This is a genomic window from Duncaniella muris, from assembly GCF_003024805.1.
GTDB classification, from domain to species: Bacteria; Bacteroidota; Bacteroidia; order Bacteroidales; family Muribaculaceae; genus Duncaniella; species Duncaniella muris.
In genome coordinates this window covers 66,643-85,465 of sequence record NZ_PUEC01000015.1, presented here as the reverse complement: position 1 = coordinate 85,465, position 18,823 = coordinate 66,643, and the positions used below count along the sequence as shown (strand labels likewise).

At 53.0% G+C, this 18,823-nt stretch carries 15 protein-coding genes; 11 read left to right on the top strand and 4 right to left on the bottom strand.

The window, feature by feature from the left end; genetic code table 11:
• Positions 1-500 precede the first annotated feature (500 nt).
• The 8 genes from C5O23_RS07750 (at position 501) to C5O23_RS07715 (ending at position 9,751) form a co-directional block, all read left to right on the top strand.
• Positions 501-1,928 (top strand): ATP-binding cassette domain-containing protein, encoded by a 1,428-nt coding sequence (locus C5O23_RS07750; protein ID WP_107032375.1) that lies wholly within the window; start codon positions 501-503, stop codon positions 1,926-1,928.
• Positions 1,929-1,947: 19 nt separating this feature from the next.
• Entirely contained in the window at positions 1,948-2,763 is an 816-nt protein-coding gene (locus C5O23_RS07745) for an Imm26 family immunity protein (protein WP_107032374.1), read from the top strand.
• Positions 2,764-2,808: 45 nt separating this feature from the next.
• A complete protein-coding gene (locus C5O23_RS14460; protein ID WP_205743436.1) occupies positions 2,809-3,618 on the top strand; it encodes a hypothetical protein in 810 nt (269 codons plus the stop codon).
• Entirely contained in the window at positions 3,602-4,492 is an 891-nt protein-coding gene (locus C5O23_RS07735; protein ID WP_107032373.1) for a hypothetical protein, read from the top strand. The genes C5O23_RS14460 and C5O23_RS07735 overlap by 17 nt, the downstream gene beginning before the upstream one ends.
• Positions 4,493-4,659: 167 nt before the next feature.
• A complete protein-coding gene (gene gpmI / locus C5O23_RS07730) occupies positions 4,660-6,174 on the top strand; it encodes a 2,3-bisphosphoglycerate-independent phosphoglycerate mutase (protein ID WP_107032372.1) in 1,515 nt (504 codons plus the stop codon).
• A 44-nt stretch (positions 6,175-6,218) separates the two neighbouring features.
• Positions 6,219-7,415: an L-serine ammonia-lyase gene (locus C5O23_RS07725; protein ID WP_107032371.1), complete on the top strand. Its 1,197-nt coding sequence runs from the start codon at positions 6,219-6,221 to the stop codon at positions 7,413-7,415.
• A gap of 21 nt (positions 7,416-7,436) precedes the next feature.
• Positions 7,437-9,023, top strand: a complete 1,587-nt coding sequence (nadB, locus tag C5O23_RS07720; RefSeq protein ID WP_107032370.1) for an L-aspartate oxidase — start codon at positions 7,437-7,439, stop codon at positions 9,021-9,023.
• Positions 9,024-9,079: 56 nt separating this feature from the next.
• Positions 9,080-9,751 (top strand): DUF4294 domain-containing protein, encoded by a 672-nt coding sequence (locus C5O23_RS07715; protein ID WP_107032369.1) that lies wholly within the window; start codon positions 9,080-9,082, stop codon positions 9,749-9,751.
• Between the two features lie 203 nt (positions 9,752-9,954).
• Here C5O23_RS07715 and mgtE read toward each other — a convergent pair whose 3' ends face one another.
• Both mgtE and rsmA read right to left on the bottom strand, forming a co-directional pair.
• Positions 9,955-11,319 (bottom strand): magnesium transporter, encoded by a 1,365-nt coding sequence (gene mgtE / locus C5O23_RS07710; protein ID WP_107032368.1) that lies wholly within the window; start codon positions 11,317-11,319, stop codon positions 9,955-9,957.
• An 81-nt stretch (positions 11,320-11,400) separates the two neighbouring features.
• Positions 11,401-12,231, bottom strand: a complete 831-nt coding sequence (rsmA, locus tag C5O23_RS07705; protein ID WP_107032367.1) for a 16S rRNA (adenine(1518)-N(6)/adenine(1519)-N(6))-dimethyltransferase RsmA — start codon at positions 12,229-12,231, stop codon at positions 11,401-11,403.
• Positions 12,232-12,362: 131 nt separating this feature from the next.
• Here rsmA and C5O23_RS14580 point away from each other — a divergent pair, with 131 nt between their 5' ends.
• Positions 12,363-12,485 carry a hypothetical protein gene (locus C5O23_RS14580; protein ID WP_262497260.1) on the top strand — a complete coding sequence of 41 codons (123 nt, stop codon included), beginning with the start codon at positions 12,363-12,365 and terminating at the stop codon, positions 12,483-12,485.
• A gap of 1,029 nt (positions 12,486-13,514) precedes the next feature.
• Here C5O23_RS14580 and argC read toward each other — a convergent pair.
• Together argC and gltX are read right to left on the bottom strand one after the other, a co-directional pair.
• Positions 13,515-14,486 (bottom strand): N-acetyl-gamma-glutamyl-phosphate reductase, encoded by a 972-nt coding sequence (gene argC, locus C5O23_RS07700; RefSeq protein WP_107032366.1) that lies wholly within the window; start codon positions 14,484-14,486, stop codon positions 13,515-13,517.
• Positions 14,487-14,549: 63 nt separating this feature from the next.
• Positions 14,550-16,085, bottom strand: coding sequence for a glutamate--tRNA ligase (gltX, locus tag C5O23_RS07695; RefSeq protein ID WP_107032365.1), 1,536 nt, complete (start codon positions 16,083-16,085; stop codon positions 14,550-14,552).
• 175 nt (positions 16,086-16,260) lie between these two features.
• Between gltX and dcm the strand changes: the two genes are divergently transcribed.
• Together dcm and C5O23_RS07685 are read left to right on the top strand one after the other, a co-directional pair.
• The gene (dcm, locus tag C5O23_RS07690; protein ID WP_107032364.1) at positions 16,261-17,538 is read left to right on the top strand and encodes a DNA (cytosine-5-)-methyltransferase; all 1,278 of its coding nucleotides are present in this window, start codon (positions 16,261-16,263) and stop codon (positions 17,536-17,538) included.
• Entirely contained in the window at positions 17,522-18,712 is a 1,191-nt protein-coding gene (locus C5O23_RS07685) for a type II restriction endonuclease (RefSeq protein ID WP_107032363.1), read from the top strand. Before dcm ends, C5O23_RS07685 begins: the two co-directional genes overlap by 17 nt.
• Positions 18,713-18,823 lie beyond the last annotated feature (111 nt).

Sequence of the window (18,823 nt, the reverse complement as noted above, 5' to 3'; positions counted from 1 at the left end):
CTTCAGAAGGCTGTGCAGGAATTACGAGGAAACGACAGAATCAGCCAACGAAATGCTCATGGTCGCAGCTGTTGTTATTTCTCTCCGAAAACTCACTTCTGTTAACAATCGTTTTTAAACAAGCTCTAATATTAATGTGATGTTAAATATCCGGATAAATTTATTCATTTATTTTGAGATTTGACATAATATAGATTTGTTTGATCTAAAATTAGCTCAAAATTCATTAATATCATAACAAATCGATAGTTTTTTATCTTTAAGCTTAAAAATTACACAAGCTTATTCTTATGACAAATGTGTGTTTGTGAGCGAAAAACTATGTATCTGGAAACGCCTGAAATTAGCGAACTTCAACAAAAGAAACAATAGCCTATACAATGAATATTTCCAGCCTCGATTTACTGCCTGATGGGAAAAGATAGGAATATTGGGGCCGATTTCTTACTTTTGCAGATGTCAACGGTCGCTTTTAACAAGATCTTAATGATAATGCAAAGATGGATAATGCAGATTTTCTGATACGTTTCAGCAGCCCCCGGCTGGGATATGGCAGTGTTGTGCTTGACAATTCGGAACTTTTGGAGATACCTCAGGGTGTGTCGGTAGTGCTCGGCCCGAACGGTGCCGGCAAGTCGACTCTCGGCCTTGTGATGGAAAAAGGACGCTACGCCTATGGCAACCGCCTCGAATTCGCCCGCCCCGACATGAAGGTCAGGATGCTGACGTTCACTGACATACATTCCTTTACCGGCATCGACGTGGTCAGCCACGAGCAGCGCCTGGAGTCGACAGTCAATGACTTCGTGCCGACTGTCGCCGAGCTTGTAGGTCAGCTGGCCTCTGACGGCGAATGGCTGCGCCTCTGCGAGTCATTCGCCTTGCGCGACGTCATGGACAAACGCATCAACTATCTGTCGAGCGGCGAATTGCGCAAGCTGCTTGTGGTCAACGCCCTGCGCTCGCGCCCCGACCTGCTGGTGCTCGACAATCCCTACATAGGTCTCGACTCCGCCTCCCGCCTCGAACTCGATGCGGCCCTGCGCTCCCTCCCCGCGCGCGGCACCTCCGTGGTGATGCTGCTCTGCGATCCGGCCGACATTCCCGCCTACGCCGTAGCCGTGTTGCCGATGGCCGGAAGGACTCTGCTGCCCCTCGTCACCGACCGTGCCGCGATTGACGCCCTGCGCTCTCAGACGCCTGTCTGCGAGGAAATTGACGCCTCGCAGCTACCCCTCCGCCCGGAAGCTGACGGCGATGACTATGAAGTGGCCTTCTCGATCACCGACGGCCATGTGAGCTACGGTGACCGCCGGATCATCAGTGGTCTTGACTGGACCGTCAGGCGCGGCGAACGCTGGGCGCTCACAGGCCCCAACGGCAGTGGCAAATCGCTGCTGCTGAGCATGATTTGCGGAGACCACCCGCAGGCCTACGCCAACTGCATCACCCTCTTTGACCGTCGTCGCGGCAGCGGCGAAAGCATCTGGGAGATCAAAGACCGCATAGGCTACGTCTGCCCGGAGATGCAGCTCTACTTCCGCAGCCCCCTCTCGGTGGTCGATGTAGTGGCCCAGGGCCTGCGCTCGGCCCTCAACCGCTATGCCCGGATCACCGACAGTGAGCGCAGCGAAGCCCTCGCCTGGCTCCGGCTAATGGCCATCAGTCATCTTAAAGACCAGACCTTCGATCGGCTCTCCTCAGGCGAACAGCGCATGGTGTTGCTGGCGCGGGCCTTCATCCGTCAGCCCCGACTGCTGATACTCGACGAACCGCTCCACGGCCTCGACGCTCCCGCCAAACAGCGCATCCGCCGCCTGACAGACCTCCTGACCGGGCGCAATTCCACTTCACTCATCTTCGTCAGCCACTACCCCCACGAAATCCCCTCCGGAGTAAATCATATCAAAACGCTGATCAAGAGGTAGATATAAAAACATTGAAAATATGGCAAAGCGAATAGTTACGAGAATCGGCGATATATTCTGCGTTGAATTGGGTAATGGCTACAAGAGCTATTTCCAATACATGCTTAAAGACTGTCATTATCTTGGAGGTGCTGTTATCAGAGCCTTTAAGACTAATTATCCGGTTGAATATGAGCCTAAAATAGAAGAAATTGTCAAAGATGAGGTTGCTTTTCATGCACTTACATATCTTCGTGCCGGGATAGATGAGAATACATGGTATAAAATCGGAAATTCCAAAGAAATAGGACAGGAAGAGCTTAAAAGTTTTGTGTTTGGGCTTCCACAGGAGGAGGATACCACCATTGGATATGAAAAAGCAAATGAACTGGATGCAAATATGGAGCCATATGAACATTGGTATGTTGGCTATGCCGGATGTGAAAGAAAAGATATCGGGAAAATTCCTGAATTTTTGAAGTCGATCATTGAGTGTGACGGCGTTTTGCCTTATACGTGTATCGTGGACCGTATCAGATATGGATACTATACATGGACAATGACTTTTTATGATGAAGTCAAGCGCAAGCCTTGGCCGTGGGTTGACAGTTATGTCCGGAAAGCCGACCCTCTTACCCGTGAAACGACTTATTTTCATTTCCACGGAAGCCGTGCTGTCAGAGAGGTTATTGTTGACTGCGATGGCAATATAACGCGATTGTCCTGCGAAAATCCTGTGGATGGCTGCCACACACTTTATGCCGGAGATTTCGGCGAAATCAACTGGCGCTACAAAGAATTCATCACCGAGGATGCGTTTGAAGATGTATGGAATAAATCAGATAAAAGCAGATAATGACATCCGTCCGATGGACATATATTTTTAAGAAACATTGAAAATATGGCAAAGCGAATAGTTACGAAAATCGGCGATATATTCTGCGTTGAATTGGATGATGGCTACAAGAGCTATTTCCAATATATCGCCAACGATATGACGCAGTTGAATAGTTCTGTCATTCGGGCTTTTGTTGGACGCTATCCGATGGATTATCAGCCGGACATGGATGAACTGGTTAAATCAGAAGTGGCGTTCTATGCCCATACGGTACTTAGGATCGGGCTTGTGGGCGATCATTGGTATAAAGTAGGCAAAAGCAAAGATTTGGGCCTTGATGAACTGGCTTCAGCGTGGTTTGTCGGCGAGTCTTCAACTGTCTATAATCCTGAAACAGACAAATTTGACGACGTTGATCCGTTGGAACATTTTTATGTATGGCATTGTAACGAATCGCAGATTCCCATCGGAAAAATGACTCCGGAAATCTCGGAAAGCCCGATGACAACAAATGGCAGTGTCTTGTCATGGTTCAGAATTGTTGAAAGAATCAAATATGGATATACTTCAGCAGATCTCTATTTAAACAGATATGTTAAACAAAAACCGTGGCCGTGGGTGGAGAGTTATCTGACTTACTTTGACCGCATGGCGAGACTCCGGTATTATTTTCATTTCAAAGGAGAGAAAATCTGCAGGGAAGTAATACGGACATCAGATGGAAATTTCATAAATTTATCCGAAAACGATCCGGAAAAAGATGGTTACGCTCTTTTTGCGGGATCTTTTGGCGATATAAGCTGGTGTGCGTGGAATGTCACAGGCGAAAAATTCAATACTATCTGGGATAAACATCATGGCAAAGAGAGTTAAAATAAAAATAGGCGATGTGTTCTGCCAGGAACATGGTGACGGCTACAAGAGCTATTTCCAATATATTGCGGATGACAGCGAGAAAGATGGTTGTCCGGTGATCAGGATTTTCAAAACCCGCTATGCGGTAAGTGAAAATCCCGGAATCGAGGACGTAATCTCATCAGAGGTGGGGCTGTATGTACATACGGATGTCGTGTCAGGAAGTGAGTTTGGAGGCGGATGGTATAAGGTTGGCGAAAGTGCCGATCTCGGTCTTGACGGACTGGCATTAGCCCGTTTTGTTGAGCTTGGCGACAAAAGAGACGACGAAGGAGAATGGTCGATAGATAAATTAAGCCGACTGGACCCCTATGAAGAATGCTTTGTCTGGCGTTGCGATGAACCACGTGAGAATATCGGTCCGGTCAATCCGGGCGACTGGATAGCCGGTGATGCTTTTGACGGCTCTGTTTATCTGTGGCCCAAGACAGTAGAACTGATAAAGACCGGTTATATAACACAGCGGATTGAAATGGCCCTGATTGATGATGTTGTAAAACGGCGTGCATGGCCGTGGGTCGACAGTTATACAAGCCTTATCGACCCGTTGACGAAGTTTCAGTATTATTTCCATTTCCAAGGAGATAACCTTGTCTGTGAAGTAATCGAAAAGCCTGACGGTAATACTATGTGCCTGTCACCTGACAAGCCGATAGCGGATGGCTGCTCTCTTTTTGACGGGAAATTTGGAGATATAGGGTGGCACAGCCATGAATTTATCGGAAAGGAAAAATTTGAGTCAGTTTCGGATAAATGTGAACATGCTTCAACAGCCCCTGCCGGCAACGGCGGTTTCTTGCGCGGACTCCGTGACAGACTATGCGGCCGATAGGTGTCCGTGCGCGGGGCCGGATGGCTGCTATTGCCGGTGACGAATTTTAAACGAATTTTAAACGACCTCTAACTTTTGATTTTCGGATGGAATTCTGTAATTTTGCACAGTTATTACTCTCTCCCTCCGCATACCGCAATCAATAATCTTACAATTTCTATAACATCATGGCAAAGAAAGCATTGTTAATGATTCTCGACGGATGGGGAATCGGCAATCACTCCAAGAGCGACGCTATTTTCTCTACTCCTACTCCCTACTGGGACTATCTCGTAAAAACCTACCCCCACAGCGAGCTTCAGGCTTCAGGCGAAAACGTCGGTCTGCCTGACGGACAGATGGGCAACTCGGAGGTGGGTCACCTCAATATCGGCGCCGGCCGCGTGGTCTATCAGGACCTCGTGAAAATCAACAAGGCATGTGCCGACGGCTCTATCCTCGAAAATCCTGAGATTGTAGATGCCTTCTCCTATGCCCGCGACAACGGCAAGGCCATCCACTTCATGGGCCTCACCAGCGACGGCGGTGTGCACTCTTCGCTCGACCACCTCTATGCCCTCTGCGACATAGCCGCTAAATACGGTCTCGAAAAGGTCTACATCCACTGCTTCATGGATGGCCGCGACACCGACCCCCGCAGCGGCAAGGGCTTCATCGAGCAGCTCGAAGCCCACTGCGCCAAGTCGGCCGGCAAGATCGCCTCGATCATAGGCCGCTACTACGCTATGGACCGCGATAAGCGCTGGGAGCGCGTCAAGGTTGCCTATGACCTTCTGGTGAAAGGCGAGGGCAAGCAGGCGACTGACATGGCCAAGGCCGTGCAGGAAAGCTATGACGAGGACGTGACCGACGAATTCATCAAGCCCATCAACAACGCGGCTGTCGACGGAACAATCAAGGAAGGCGACGCTGTGATCTTCTTCAACTACCGCAACGACCGCGCAAAGGAGCTCACCGTGGCCCTCACACAGCACGACATCCCCGAAGCCGACATGAAGGTGATACCCGGCCTGCAGTACTACTGCATGACCCCCTACGACGCATCCTTCACCGGCGTCCACATCCTCTTCCCCAAAGAAAACGTTGAAAACACCCTCGGCGAATACCTCTCAAGCCTCGACAAGAAGCAGCTCCACATAGCCGAGACCGAAAAGTATGCCCACGTGACATTCTTCTTCAACGGCGGACGCGAGCAGCCCTACGAAGGCGAGGAGCGCATCCTCGTGGCATCGCCCAAGGTTGCAACCTACGACCTCAAGCCCGAAATGAGCGCCTATGAGGTGAAAGACAAGCTCGTGGAGGCAATCAGGGAAGAGAAATATGACTTCATCGTGGTCAACTACGCCAACGGCGACATGGTGGGCCACACCGGAGTCTACGAAGCTATCTGCAAGGCTGTAAAGGCCGTTGACGAATGCGTGAAAGACACCGTAGAGGCTGCCAAGGAAGCCGGCTATGAGGTGATCATCATCGCTGACCACGGCAACGCCGACAACGCCATCAACGCCGACGGCACCCCCAACACAGCCCACTCGCTCAACCCCGTGCCCTGCATCTACGTGACCGACCGCGCCGGTGCTACAGTGGCCGACGGCAAACTCGCCGACGTGGCTCCCACCATGCTGAAAATCATGGGCCTCGAACAGCCCAAGGAGATGACCGGCCACGCCCTCATCGGCTGAAAGGCTGAGCCGGCATCCACCACACCCTCCACTTGACCTCACAGATGGAATCCATAAAACAACTCTACAAGATAGGCCACGGCCCCTCCAGTTCCCACACTATGGGGCCGCTCAAAGCCGCGCAGGAGTTCGGAGCCAGCTATCCGGAGGCCGCATCCTTTAACGTGACCCTTTTCGGAGCCCTCGCAGGCACCGGAAAGGGCCACATGACAGATGTGGCTATCCTCGGAGAGCTTCAGAAGACGGCTCCGACCACAATCCTGTGGGAACCCTCGGTGTTCCTTCCCTTCCACCCCAACGGCATGACTTTCGTGGCCCTCGGCGCTGACGGCAGCGAACTGGGCCGCGACACGGTCTACTCGATCGGCGGCGGCGACATTGTCCACGAGGGCGAGGAGCGTCCCGACGCAAAGACCGTCTATCCCCTGAGCCGTATCTCCGACATCCTGGACTGGGCCGACAAGTCGGGCAAGAGCTTCTGGGAATACGTCGACGAATATGAAGACAGCGACGTCTGGGACTATCTGCGTGAGGTCTGGCAGGTGATGAAAGAGGCCGTAGAGCGCGGCATCGACGCCGAAGGGGTGCTCCCCGGAGGCCTCGGAGTGCGCCGCAAGGCCGTCAGCTATTATCTCCACGCCTCAGGCCACAACGACAGCCTGCGCAGCCGCGGCCTGGTTTACGCCTATGCCCTCGCCGTCAGCGAGGAAAACGCATCGGGCGGCAAGATCGTCACCGCACCCACCTGCGGGTCATGCGGAGTGCTCCCGGCTGTCCTCTATCATCTCTCGACCTCGAAAGGCTTCAGCGACAAGCGCATACTCCGCGCCCTTGCCACCGCCGGACTATTCGGGAGCGTGGTCAAGTGCAACGCCTCTGTCTCAGGAGCCGAAGTGGGCTGTCAGGGCGAAGTCGGAGTGGCCTGCGCTATGGCCGCCGCAGCCGCCAGCCAGCTCTTCGGCGGAACCCCCGCCCAGATCGAATATTCGGCCGAGATGGGACTCGAACACCACCTCGGACTCACCTGCGATCCGGTGTGCGGGCTGGTGCAGATACCCTGCATCGAGCGCAACGCCTATGCCGCCGCCCGCGCGCTCGACAGCAACCTCTACGCATCCTTCTCCGACGGCCGCCACTCGGTCAGCTTCGACCGCATTGTCGAGGTGATGAAGCAGACGGGCCATGACCTGCCGTCGATCTACAAAGAGACCGCCCAAGGGGGCCTGGCCGCTATAAAATAGTCTTAAAAAAATTCAGATGGCATGACACGCAAATATGATTTTCTTGTGATCGGCTCAGGCATAGCCGGCATGAGTTTTGCCCTTAAGGTCGCTTCAAAGGGCAAAGTGGCCCTGATATGCAAGACCACTCTCGATGAAGCCAACACGGCCCTCGCCCAGGGCGGAGTGGCTTCGGTCACCAACCTCGAAGTAGACGATTTCGAGAAACACATCAACGACACAATGATAGCCGGCGACTGGCTCAGCGATCCTGAGGCTGTCAGAAAGGTTGTCACCGAGGCTCCCGGACAGATACGTGAGCTTATCAACTGGGGCGTTGACTTCGACAAGAAGGAAGACGGCAGCTTCGACCTCCACCGCGAAGGCGGCCACTCGGAGTTCCGCATCCTCCACCATGCCGACAACACCGGATTCGAGATCCAGGAATCGCTCATCAAGGCTGTCAGGTCGAACCCCGACATCGACATCTTCGAACATCATTTTGCCATCGAGATCATCACCCAGCACCATCTGGGCAAGATAGTGACCCGCCGCACACCTGACATAACATGCTACGGAGCCTACGTGCTCGACACGCAGACAGGCGAGGTCGACACCTTCCTCTCGCGCATCACCCTCATAGCCACCGGCGGTGTAGGTGCCGTCTATCAGACCACCACAAATCCGCTCGTGGCCACCGGCGACGGCATCGCTATGGTCTACCGCGCCAAAGGTACCGTCAAGGACATGGAATTCATCCAGTTCCACCCCACGGCCCTCTATCATCCCGGCGACCGCCCGAACTTCCTGATCACCGAGGCCATGAGAGGCTACGGCGCAGTGCTCCGCAACCTCAAGGGCGAGGAGTTCATGCACAAGTATGACCCCCGCCTCTCGCTCGCCCCGCGCGACATTGTGGCCCGCGCCATCGACTCGGAGATGAAACTCACCGGCGATGACCACGTGTATCTCGACGTGACCCACAAAGACCCCGAAGAGACCCGCCGCCACTTCCCCAACATCTATGCCAAATGCCTCTCGCTCGGCATCGACATCACCAAAGACTACATACCCGTAGCTCCCGCCGCCCACTATCTCTGCGGAGGCATCAAGGTCGACTCCAACGCCGAGTCGTCGATCAGGCGCCTCTACGCCGTGGGCGAGTGCTCCTGCACAGGCCTGCACGGCGGCAACCGCCTGGCTTCCAACTCGCTGATCGAAGCCGTGGTCTATGCCGACGCAGCTGCCAGACACGCCATTGCCAACGCCTCGCACTACGAGTGGCGCACCGATGTGCCCTCCTGGAACGACGAAGGCACACGCCACCCCGAAGAGATGGTGCTCATCACCCAGAGCATCAAGGAAGTAAACCAGATCATGGGCACCTACGTGGGCATAGTCCGCTCCAACCTGCGCCTCGACCGCGCCTGGAACCGCCTCGACATTCTCTATGAGGAGACCGAGAAGCTCTTCAAGCAGTCAAAGGCCTCGCGTGAGATCTGCGAGCTGCGTAATATAATTAATGTTGGCTACCTGATCATGCGCCAGGCCAAGGAGCGCAAGGAGTCACGCGGCCTGCACTACACGGTCGACTATCCGCCCGTGCCACGCGGACAGCACGGAGAGTGATCCCCCCTCTGACATTTCCGACCGCCTGGTTGTTATAAGTTGTTATAATAGGTATAATGATCCTGATCCGAAAGATAATATTCCTCCTCATACTGACGGCTGTGACGGTGGCCGCGCCTTCGGTGGCGCAGGCCGCCGGCGCCGCTCAGGCGCTGCCTGACGGCCCTGAGACCGATGTCGAGGTGGGCGACGGCAGGGTCAAGCCGATCCGCGGCTATTACTTTTTCGACGGCGAGGACGGCGAGCAGACCCTGATGCTGGTGCTCGCCGATGTCACCGTGTTTCCTCCCCTCAAGTTCAAAAACAAGAAGGAGGAGGAGTTCTACTGGAAAACCGTGCGCGATGTCAAAAAGACGCTCCCCTATGCCAAACTCATCTGCGAGACGCTGATCGAGACCTATGAATACATCGAGACATTCCCCACTCAGAAGGAGCGCGAGGAGCATCTGAAACGCATGGAAGGGGAGGTGTTCAAGCAGTATAAGCCTGCCTTGAAGAAGTTTACCAAGTCGCAGGCCCAGATGCTTGTCAAGCTCATAAACCGCGAGACCAACCAGTCGAGCTACAATATTCTGAAAGCATTCCTCGGCAGTTTTCGCGCCGGATTCTGGCAGACCTTCGGCCGTCTCTTCGGAGTGAACCTCAAGACGGATTATAACCCCGACAAGGACCGTAAGGATGCCATAGTGGAGCGCGTGGCCACAATGGTCGAACTCGGCCAGCTCTAACCCGCAGCCCGCGGAACCGTCCGGGTTGCGTCCTGGCGGACACCCACCCTCCGCGGAGCCATTCGGTTTGGTAAATCGGTGTCCTCGGCCGGACACCACATTGGCGTGAAAATCTTTTACCCCCGACACCTGCGCGCTGTGCGCTACGGTGTCGGGGGCTACTATTAAATCGGTGTCCTGTCGGACACCCGCCCGTGGGGTGATCAGTGGGCGAAGAAGACGATGAGCCAGGTGGAGATTGACATGTAGATGAGCATGCCGATGATGTCGTTGGTGATGGAGATAAAGGGGCCCGTGGCTATGGCGGGGTCGATTTTCAGTTTCTCAAGCGTGAGGGGCACGAAGGTGCCGAAGACCGAGGCGAACATCACCACACAGAATATCGAGATTGACACGGCGAAGGTGGTGACCTCATGGCCGGCTCCGAGGGTGAAGAAATTGTAGAGGAATACCAGCAGGGCTATGATGCTACCGTTGAGCAGTCCGACGCCGAGCTCCTTGAGCAGCTGGCGCGAGGATTTCTTGATGTCGAGCGAACCGTTGGCGAGGCCCTGCACCACGATTGCCGATGACTGGGTGCCGACGTTTCCACCCGTTCCGCCGATCAGGGGGATGAAGAGGGCCAGAGCCGGATCGACCACGAATCCACCTTCGAAACGTCCGAGAATCACTGAATTACACAGTCCTCCCACCATGCCGATGAGGAGCCAGGGCAGGCGTGCTTTGGTCTGGGCGAAGAGTTTGTCGTCGCTCTCCACGTCGCCTGACAGACCCGATGCCAGCTGGTAGTCACGTTCGCTTGAGTCACGCACCTTGTCCATGACGTCGTCGACGGTTATGCGTCCAAGCAGACGGCCTATGGAGTCGATGACCGGCATGGCCACAAGGTCATATTTTTCGAAATCGAGGGCCACATCGTCAATCGGCGTGTCGGCCTTCACGGCCACCGGATCGGTCTCCATCACGTGGCGTATTTTCGATACCGAGGGGTGGGTGATGAGTTTTTTCAGCGGAAGGGTGCCGCGCAGACGGTCTTCGTTGTCAACCACATAGACGTAGTAGACCTCGTCCATGTCCTCGGCCTGCATACGCATCTGTTTGATGCATTCGGGCATGCTCCAGTTTTCGTTGACCACTATCATTTCGGTGCCCATGAGGCCGCCGGCAGTGTCTTCGTCATATTTCAGAAGGTCGATGATATCGCCGGCCTGCTCGACGTCGTCGATGTGGCTGAGGATCTTCTCGCGGTCATCCTCGTCGAGCTCCTGGATGATGTCAACGGCATCGTCGGTGTCAAGGTGTTCGATCTGCTTGGCGATGTCGGCCACGTCCATCTTAGAGAGGAGCTTGGCGCGGTCATCCTCGTCGAGTTCCATGAGCACATCGGCCTGCATCTCTTCGTCAAGAAGTTTGAAGAGATATTCGGCTTCTTCGAGGTCGAGATCCTGATAGAGTTCGGCAATGTCGGCCGGGTGGAGATCGGCGAGTTCCTCGCGGGCCGCGGCGTCGGCGCGGTCATGGATTATTTTGCGGAGATGTTCGAGATATTCGGGGGTGAATTCTTTCATGGTGCGAGGCTTTTGGAGTGGTGCTTGTGGGGTAAGACTTCCGTTGGTTTGCTCATTCGGGGCGCCATGTCAGAGGGTCATTCAGTCCTGACGGGCGCATGAGGCGATGAGCCGTGTGAGCTCTATGAACTGCTTGACAGTGAGCTGTTCGGGGCGCATGGAGAGCAGCGGGTCGTCAGGCAACGGCACTCCGGCCGGGAAGAGTCCGCGCAGAGAGTTGCGCAGTGTTTTGCGCCGCTGGCCGAAGGAGGTCTTCACCACGGTTTTGAACAGACGGTCGTCACAGCCGAGGTCGGTCACACCGTTGCGGGTCATTCTGATGACTCCGCTTTTGACTTTCGGGGGCGGATTGAAGACGTTCTCGCTCACCGTGAAGAGGTATTCCACGTCATACCAGGCCTGTAGCAGTACGCTCAGAATGCCTCTGGCCTTTGTGCCAGGAGCGGCAGCGAAGCGTTCGGCCACTTCGCGCTGGAGCATTCCGGAGCAGCAGACCACCTGGTCGCGGTAGTCGAGCACATGAAAGAAGATCTGTGATGAGATGTTGTATGGGTAATTTCCGATCACGCAGAATTTCTGTCCGTCGGGATAGGTCTGCGCCAGATCGAGCCGCAGAAAATCGGCATCGAGGATGCGCCCCGACAGTTCGGGATAGTTGTAGCGGAGATATTCTATGCTCTCGCCGTCGATTTCGGCTACTTTTACGTCGTGGCCGCCGGCAATGATATATTTGGTTAGCACGCCCATTCCGGGGCCTACCTCCATCACGGGCAGTCCCTTGAAGTCATCGAGGGTCGAAGCAATGCGGGCGGCAATGCTTTCATCGGTCAGAAAGTGCTGACCGAGAGCTTTTTTCGGGCGCACCGGTGAGCCTGATCCGGCTCCGCCGCGGTTTTTTCTGTTTACTGCCATAGTTTTTCTGCGATACGTGATTTCCAACTGCAAAGATAAGCCTTTTCGGCGATATTTGCGATATTCAACATCAATTTGCTTATTTTAAGCGGCCGTGAGGCAACCATAGGCGGTGGAGGGTGGTTTTATAGATGAACGTGAATTCAACATCACGCTTCATCAAGGTAGCCTCCCGCCACAGGCCTCAGGCTATAAGCGAAGAGCAGAGCTCGAACCACAATTCGGCTCTCTCTGCCCCGATTGAAGGTTTCTAAACCGTAGAAACCTTAGAGAGGCGGCACCAAAAGCCCGCCTCCCGCCTTTTATTACCCCGCCCGGCAGTGGAACCAGCGTCCCGCCGGGCTTTTTCGTGCGCCCGCCGGCGGGCCGTCAGGAATCCGTCATGGCGGACACCCGCCGATCGCGGGGCCATCCGGGGCGGTAAATCGGTGTCCTCGACCGGACACCACATTGGCATGAATGTCTTTTTCCCCCCGACACCTACGCGCTTTGCGCTGCGGTGTCGGGGGCTACGAGTAAACCGGTGTCCTGGCGGACACCCACTGTCCGCGGTCCGTCCGAAATCCGTCATGCGGACATCCGCCACCCGTGGCCCGTCCGGAAGGCGTCATGGCTGACACCCGCTGTCCGGCCGGCCTGGCGTCCGGAGGACGCAGATTTACTCGTAGCCCGTGACACCGCAGCGCAAGGCGCGCAGGTGTCACGGGTTAGCTATTACCCCGGTAAAGGTGTCCGGTCGAGGACACCGATTTACGGTTCCGGACGGTCTGTCTCCGCATTATCGCACTCTTTCGGGGGCCGGGTGTTGTATCTTTGCAGAAGTTCTTTCCGATATGGATTTCAATAACCTTTTAACCTTTCAACCACGTTTTGAAGCTATGAAAACCACTGTTACCGGCAATAATACCAAGGTAAAAAGACAGAAGCGTCAGGCCGAGCCCAAACGCCCTGTGTCACAGAAGTTTTATGACGACATCAGCAATCGCGTCGGCATAGCCACGTCATATCTCTGTGACCACAGAACCCAATATCTTATGATCATGCACATTATCGACGGCTATATGGCCGGCGGCCCGGCTCCGGTCAGGTCAGACGGCATTGACGCGCTGATGACTTTTGCTCTTTTGCGGCCTGAGATTGACAAGGCTATGGCGCGCTCACGCCGTGCGCGCGAGGCTGCTGCGCGCCGGCGTGAAGCAAAAGCGGCCGCCCGAACGGGGCAGCCGCTTGATGGTGATGATGTGTCTCAGCAGGCAGAGGTGCCCGTGACAGACGGTGACAGATCAGTAGCCGGTGGCCTTCATGGTGAGACCGGTGGTCTCCTGGAGTCCGAAGAGCAGGTTCATGGTGTGGACCGCGTTGCCGGCGCCTCCCTTGAGGAGGTTGTCGATCACGGCTGTGATGAGCAGCTTGCCTCCGATCTTGTCGAGGTGGATGATGCACTTGTTGGTGTTGACCACGTCTTTCAGGTCAGGAATCTTGGAGGTGATGAACGTGAAGTTGTGGTCGGCGAAGTATTCGCTGTAGATCCTGATGATCTCGGTGAGCTCCAGCGGGCAGTCGAGATAGCTGACTGCCATTATGCCGCGCGAGAATGAACCGCGCATCGGCAGCATGTGGATCTGTGAGTCGAAGCTCTGCTGCATGGCTCTGAGCACCTGAAGTATCTCAGGCATCTGCGGATGGGCAAAGGGGCGGTAGACCACCATGTTGTCGTTGCGCCAGGCATAGTGGGTTGTGGGCCGGCGTTCGGCTCCTTCGCTTGTGGCTCCGGTGACGATGGTGGTGTGGATGTCGGAGTTGAGCAGCAGGTTTTTGGCCAGGGGTATCAGCGAGAGTTCCACGGCCATTGCGAGGCAGCCTGGATTGGCCACATGCTTGGCTCCGCGCACCATCGGCTTGCGGTTCAGTTCTGAAAGACCGTAGATAAAGTCATGCGAGCCGTCCTCGATGCGGTGGTCGCGGGCGAGGTCTATGATCTTGAGGTCTTCCGGTATGGTGTGGGTTTCGATGAACTCACGGGTTTTGCCTGCGGGGCGGCAGCAGAAGAGGACGTCGATGTTTTTCAGGTCGATCGTGTTTGAGAAGCTCATGTCGATCTCGCCGTGAAGTCCCTGGTGGACGTCGACAATGCGCTGTCCGGCCACGGTGCGGGAGTGGACCCACTTCAGTTCGACGTCGGGGTGGTTGAGGAGAATTCTGACCAACTCTCCGGCGGCATAACCGGAACCGCCGATGATTCCTACGCGTATCATGGTTCTGTTTCGATAGATTCTGTGTGAGAGATACTGTGTGTGTGAGGATTGATGTCCGGTTGACTATGCTTCGGGGAGGCTGATGGTCTCGATGCCTCGGGTGATGCGTCTGACGGTCTCTTCGAGGCCCAGCAGTTCGGTGATGTCGAAGATGTGGGGCCCCTTGCATTCGCCCACCAGGGTCAGGCGGAAGGCGTTCATGACGTTGCCGAGATGATAGCCCTTGGCTGCCACCCATTCGAGCACCGGGGGCTCGGCTGCGGCAGAGCTGAAGTCGGGGAGGGCGCGGAGCTGTTCGATGAGTTCGGCGAGCAGCTGCGGTGTTTCAGGCTTCCAGCGCTTCTTGATGTCTTTTTCCGCATAGGTCTCAGGGGTCTTGAAGAAGAATTTCGACTGGTCCCAGAGCTCGGCCACGAAGTTGACACGGCCCTTGACGAGGCTGATGACGCGGGTTATGTAGTCGTCGCCGAAATCGTCGGGGTTCACGCCGTTGGCTTCCAGCACAGGGCGGAAGAGGCGGGTCAGTTCGGCATCGGGAGTGGCCTGGATGTATTCGTGGTTGAACCAGCGGCCCTTGTCGAAGGCAAACTTGGCGCCTGAGCGGGAGCAGTGGTCGAAAGAGAATTTGCTGATAAGTTCGTCCATCGACATGATCTCGGTGTCATCGCCGGGGTTCCAGCCGAGCAGGGCGAGGAAGTTGATGACAGCTTCAGGCAGATAGCCCGACTCGCGGTAGCCCGACGAGATGGCTCCGGTCTTTGGATCGTGCCATTCGAGGGGGAAGACAGGGAAGCCGAGGCGGTCGCCGTCGCGCTTCGAGAGTTTGCCTTTGCCATCGGGCTTGAGCAGCAGGGGCAGGTGCACGAAGTCGGGGCGCGTGTCGGCCCAGCCGAATGCCTCGTAGAGAAGCACGTGGAGGGGTGCCGAGGGGAGCCATTCCTCACCGCGGATCACGTGGGAGACTTCCATCAGGTGGTCGTCGACAATGTTGGCCAGGTGATAGGTGGGCAGATCGTCGGCGCTCTTGTAGAGCACCTTGTCATCGAGGATAGAAGAATTGATGGTCACCTTTCCGCGGAGCAGGTCGTTGACCTCCACGTCGCGGCCCGGCTCGATTAGGAAGCGGACCACGTAGGGAGTGCCGCCGTCGATCAGGCTTTTCACCTCCTCGGCGGGAAGAGAGAGCGAGTTGCGCATTCCCAGACGGGTCGAGGCGTCATACTGGAAGTTGGGGGTTGCGGCGCGGGTTGCTTCGAGTTCCTCAGGGGTGTCGAAGGCAATGTAGGCCTTGCCGTTGTCGAGGAGCTGCTTCACATACTTGCGGTAGATGTCGCGGCGCTCGCTCTGCTTGTAGGGCCCGAAGTTGCCGCCTTCGCGCACACCTTCGTCAATCTTGATGCCGAGCCAGGCAAGCGATTCGTTGATATAGTCTTCGGCGCCGGGCACAAAACGGTTCGAATCAGTGTCCTCGATGCGGAGAATCATGTCGCCGCCGTGACGGCGTGCAAAAAGATAATTGTAAAGGGCGGTGCGGACGCCGCCGATATGAAGAGGCCCTGTGGGGGAGGGGGCGAATCTCACTCTAACTTTGCGGTCCATATTTGACTGTGGTTTATTTGAGTGGCAAATTTAGTAAAAAACTATGTAAAAAGCGAATTAAAAATGTCAACGAAAGGACTTATAACTACAAGGCTTTTTACGATTTCAATAATTCGGAATTGTAAAGACGAAATAATTTATCTAATTTTGTGAACTATAAGTATTGAATCATCCAATGAGAAAAAATATAGAAAATCTGTTTAAATTTAAATTCCCGGACTTTCCATGCAATAATGAAAAGCTGTCTTGTAACTACTCTAATGAGGACAAGTTAGCAATAATAAGTCATTATGTTCATAGGTTGGATGATACTGTAGATATGGATATTGCGGCTTATTCTGAAAGATGTCTTGATTTATATTACAGACATGCAGATTCAGAACAGAAAGAGGCTGACAATTGTGTGGCTGAACCACAATTGTCTTATGGTCTTTTTAAAGAGTTCTTAGATATACCGTTCCCGGCGCCACGAAATACAGAGTTTACATTTATAGACTTGTTTGCCGGTATGGGAGGTTTCAGATTGGCTATGCAGGCGCACGGAGGGAAATGTGTCTTTTCTTCCGAATGGAATAAATTTGCTCAAAGAACATATTTTGCGAATTTTGGTGAAGTTCCTTTTGGTGATATAACAAAGGAATATGTCAAGGGTTATATTCCTGAAAAATTCGATGTCCTGTGTGCTGGATTTCCATGTCAGCCTTTTTCAATAGCCGGAGTTTCTAAAAAGAATAGTCTTGGACGTGAGACAGGATTCAAGGATAAGGCCCAAGGTACGTTGTTTTTTGATGTGGCTGAAATTATATCACGTCATAGACCAAAGGCTTTTTTTCTTGAAAATGTGAAGAATCTGGTGTCGCATGACAAGGGTAATACCTTTGCGGTTATCAAAGGTACTCTTGAAGAACTGAATTATACTCTCCATTATCTTGTAATGGATGGGCAGGATTATGTTCCGCAACACAGAGAGCGAATAATTATGGTAGGTTTTGATAAATCCGTTTTTCATGGGCAGGAAGACTTTCAATTCCCCCCTGTGGGTAGAGGAGATCACTCTATGACGGAAATATTGGAATCGGCAGTGGATGATAAGTATGTTCTGAGCGATAAGCTTTGGTCATATTTGAAAAATTATGCAGACAAGCATAAAGCAAAGGGCAATGGATTTGGTTTCGGCCTGGTTGATATCAAAGGTATTTCCAGAACTTTGAGTGCCCGTTACTATAAAGACGGCTCGGAAATACTGATTCCTCGTGGAGAGGGGATGAATCCTCGGAGGCTTACTCCTCGTGAATGTGCCAGACTGATGGGTTATCCGGATGAGTATAGACTTGATCAGGTTTCTGATGTCCAAGCGTATAGGCAATGCGGTAATTCGGTCGTTGTTCCGTTGATAACCGCAGTCGCTGAACAAATAATTAAAGTATTGAAGAAAAATGAACAATCTGCTTGAGTCTGCTATAAATGCAATACAGCGTTCGGAGAAGGCATGGTGCCGTTATATAACAGCGAATGATACAGGTCAGACCGGTGGGCATCAATCGGGTTTCTATGTGCCGAAATGTGCTGCTCCGTTATTGTTCGATGAATTAGGACGTAAAGGCGAGAACAAAGAAAAGACTGTCAGCATCCTGTGGCAAGATGATTTTTATACTACAAGCCGTATGAAATATTACGGTCAGAGGACAAGAAATGAATACCGTATCACCCGATTCGGGCGCGATTTTCCGTTCCTGAATGACGAATATATAGGGTCATTGCTTATTTTGAGCAAAATGACAGATTCTGATTATGTAGCTTATGTGTTATCCTCAGATGATGATATAGATGGGTTCTATGCTTACTTTAATCTTAGCCCGAATGAAACTAATCAGCTGATAACCGCTGGAGGCACTGATCCGGATAAGAAATTGGAGATGTTTTTTCAGGAACATGTGCGTGAATTGGATGATTTTCCGACAACCTTACAGATGTCTTCGCTGGCTCAATTGAACTTTAATAAGGCTCATTCGATCAGTAAATCCGATTTTATAAAGTCGCCTGATTCATTGCTCCTTTCTTGGCTCGATGCAGAATATAGACTTTTTAGACTTATAGAAGAAAAAATATATTCCGGCAAACTCAAAAACGCATTTGAATCTGTCGATGAATTTGTCAGGATCGCCAATGAAGTATTGAACCGGAGGAAATCCAGAGCGGGAAAATCTCTTGAACATCATTTGTCAGAGTTATTCTCAAAGAACGATCTTGTATTTGAAGAACAGGCTCTGACAGAAGGTAAGAAACGTCCGGATTTTTTATTTCCAAACAGTTCCTGTTATCATAATTTTGAATTTCCTGCCAAAGATCTTGTTGTTCTGGGGGCAAAAACGACATGCAAAGATCGGTGGCGACAGGTTCTCTCGGAAGCGGATAGGGTTGAGGAAAAATATTTGTTTACCTTGCAGCAGGGAATATCCCTTTCGCAGTTGAAAGAAATGTCTGATGCGAAATTGACACTGATTGTGCCTAAGCCGTATATACAAAGCTTCCCAAAAGCATATCAGAACCAATTGAAGGATCTTTCGGAATTTATAGGCATAGTGAAAAGAAGGCAGGATAATATACCGAAACATTATCTGATATAATGTATAGCTGATAAGTAACTCTGAAAAATTAATTTATACTATATGCGGGATTTATTCAGAGACGGAATTGAGGACTGAAGAGGGAGTTTATAGACATAAACGACCGATGAA

Bases quoted from the DNA above. Each gene is read 5' to 3' on its own strand.
- gltX (WP_107032365.1), bottom strand. From the start codon at position 16,085: ATGGACCGCAAAGTTAGAGTGAGATTCGCCCCCTCCCCCACAGGGCCT.
- dcm (WP_107032364.1), top strand. From the start codon at position 16,261: ATGAGAAAAAATATAGAAAATCTGTTTAAATTTAAATTCCCGGACTTT.
- nadB (WP_107032370.1), top strand. From the start codon at position 7,437: ATGACACGCAAATATGATTTTCTTGTGATCGGCTCAGGCATAGCCGGC.
- C5O23_RS14580 (WP_262497260.1), top strand. From the start codon at position 12,363: ATGAACGTGAATTCAACATCACGCTTCATCAAGGTAGCCTCCCGCCAC.
- C5O23_RS07745 (WP_107032374.1), top strand. From the start codon at position 1,948: ATGGCAAAGCGAATAGTTACGAGAATCGGCGATATATTCTGCGTTGAA.
- C5O23_RS07750 (WP_107032375.1), top strand. From the start codon at position 501: ATGGATAATGCAGATTTTCTGATACGTTTCAGCAGCCCCCGGCTGGGA.
- mgtE (WP_107032368.1), bottom strand. From the start codon at position 11,319: ATGAAAGAATTCACCCCCGAATATCTCGAACATCTCCGCAAAATAATC.
- C5O23_RS07735 (WP_107032373.1), top strand. From the start codon at position 3,602: ATGGCAAAGAGAGTTAAAATAAAAATAGGCGATGTGTTCTGCCAGGAA.
- C5O23_RS07715 (WP_107032369.1), top strand. From the start codon at position 9,080: ATGATCCTGATCCGAAAGATAATATTCCTCCTCATACTGACGGCTGTG.
- C5O23_RS14460 (WP_205743436.1), top strand. From the start codon at position 2,809: ATGGCAAAGCGAATAGTTACGAAAATCGGCGATATATTCTGCGTTGAA.
- argC (WP_107032366.1), bottom strand. From the start codon at position 14,486: ATGATACGCGTAGGAATCATCGGCGGTTCCGGTTATGCCGCCGGAGAG.
- C5O23_RS07725 (WP_107032371.1), top strand. From the start codon at position 6,219: ATGGAATCCATAAAACAACTCTACAAGATAGGCCACGGCCCCTCCAGT.
- C5O23_RS07685 (WP_107032363.1), top strand. From the start codon at position 17,522: ATGAACAATCTGCTTGAGTCTGCTATAAATGCAATACAGCGTTCGGAG.
- gpmI (WP_107032372.1), top strand. From the start codon at position 4,660: ATGGCAAAGAAAGCATTGTTAATGATTCTCGACGGATGGGGAATCGGC.
- rsmA (WP_107032367.1), bottom strand. From the start codon at position 12,231: ATGGCAGTAAACAGAAAAAACCGCGGCGGAGCCGGATCAGGCTCACCG.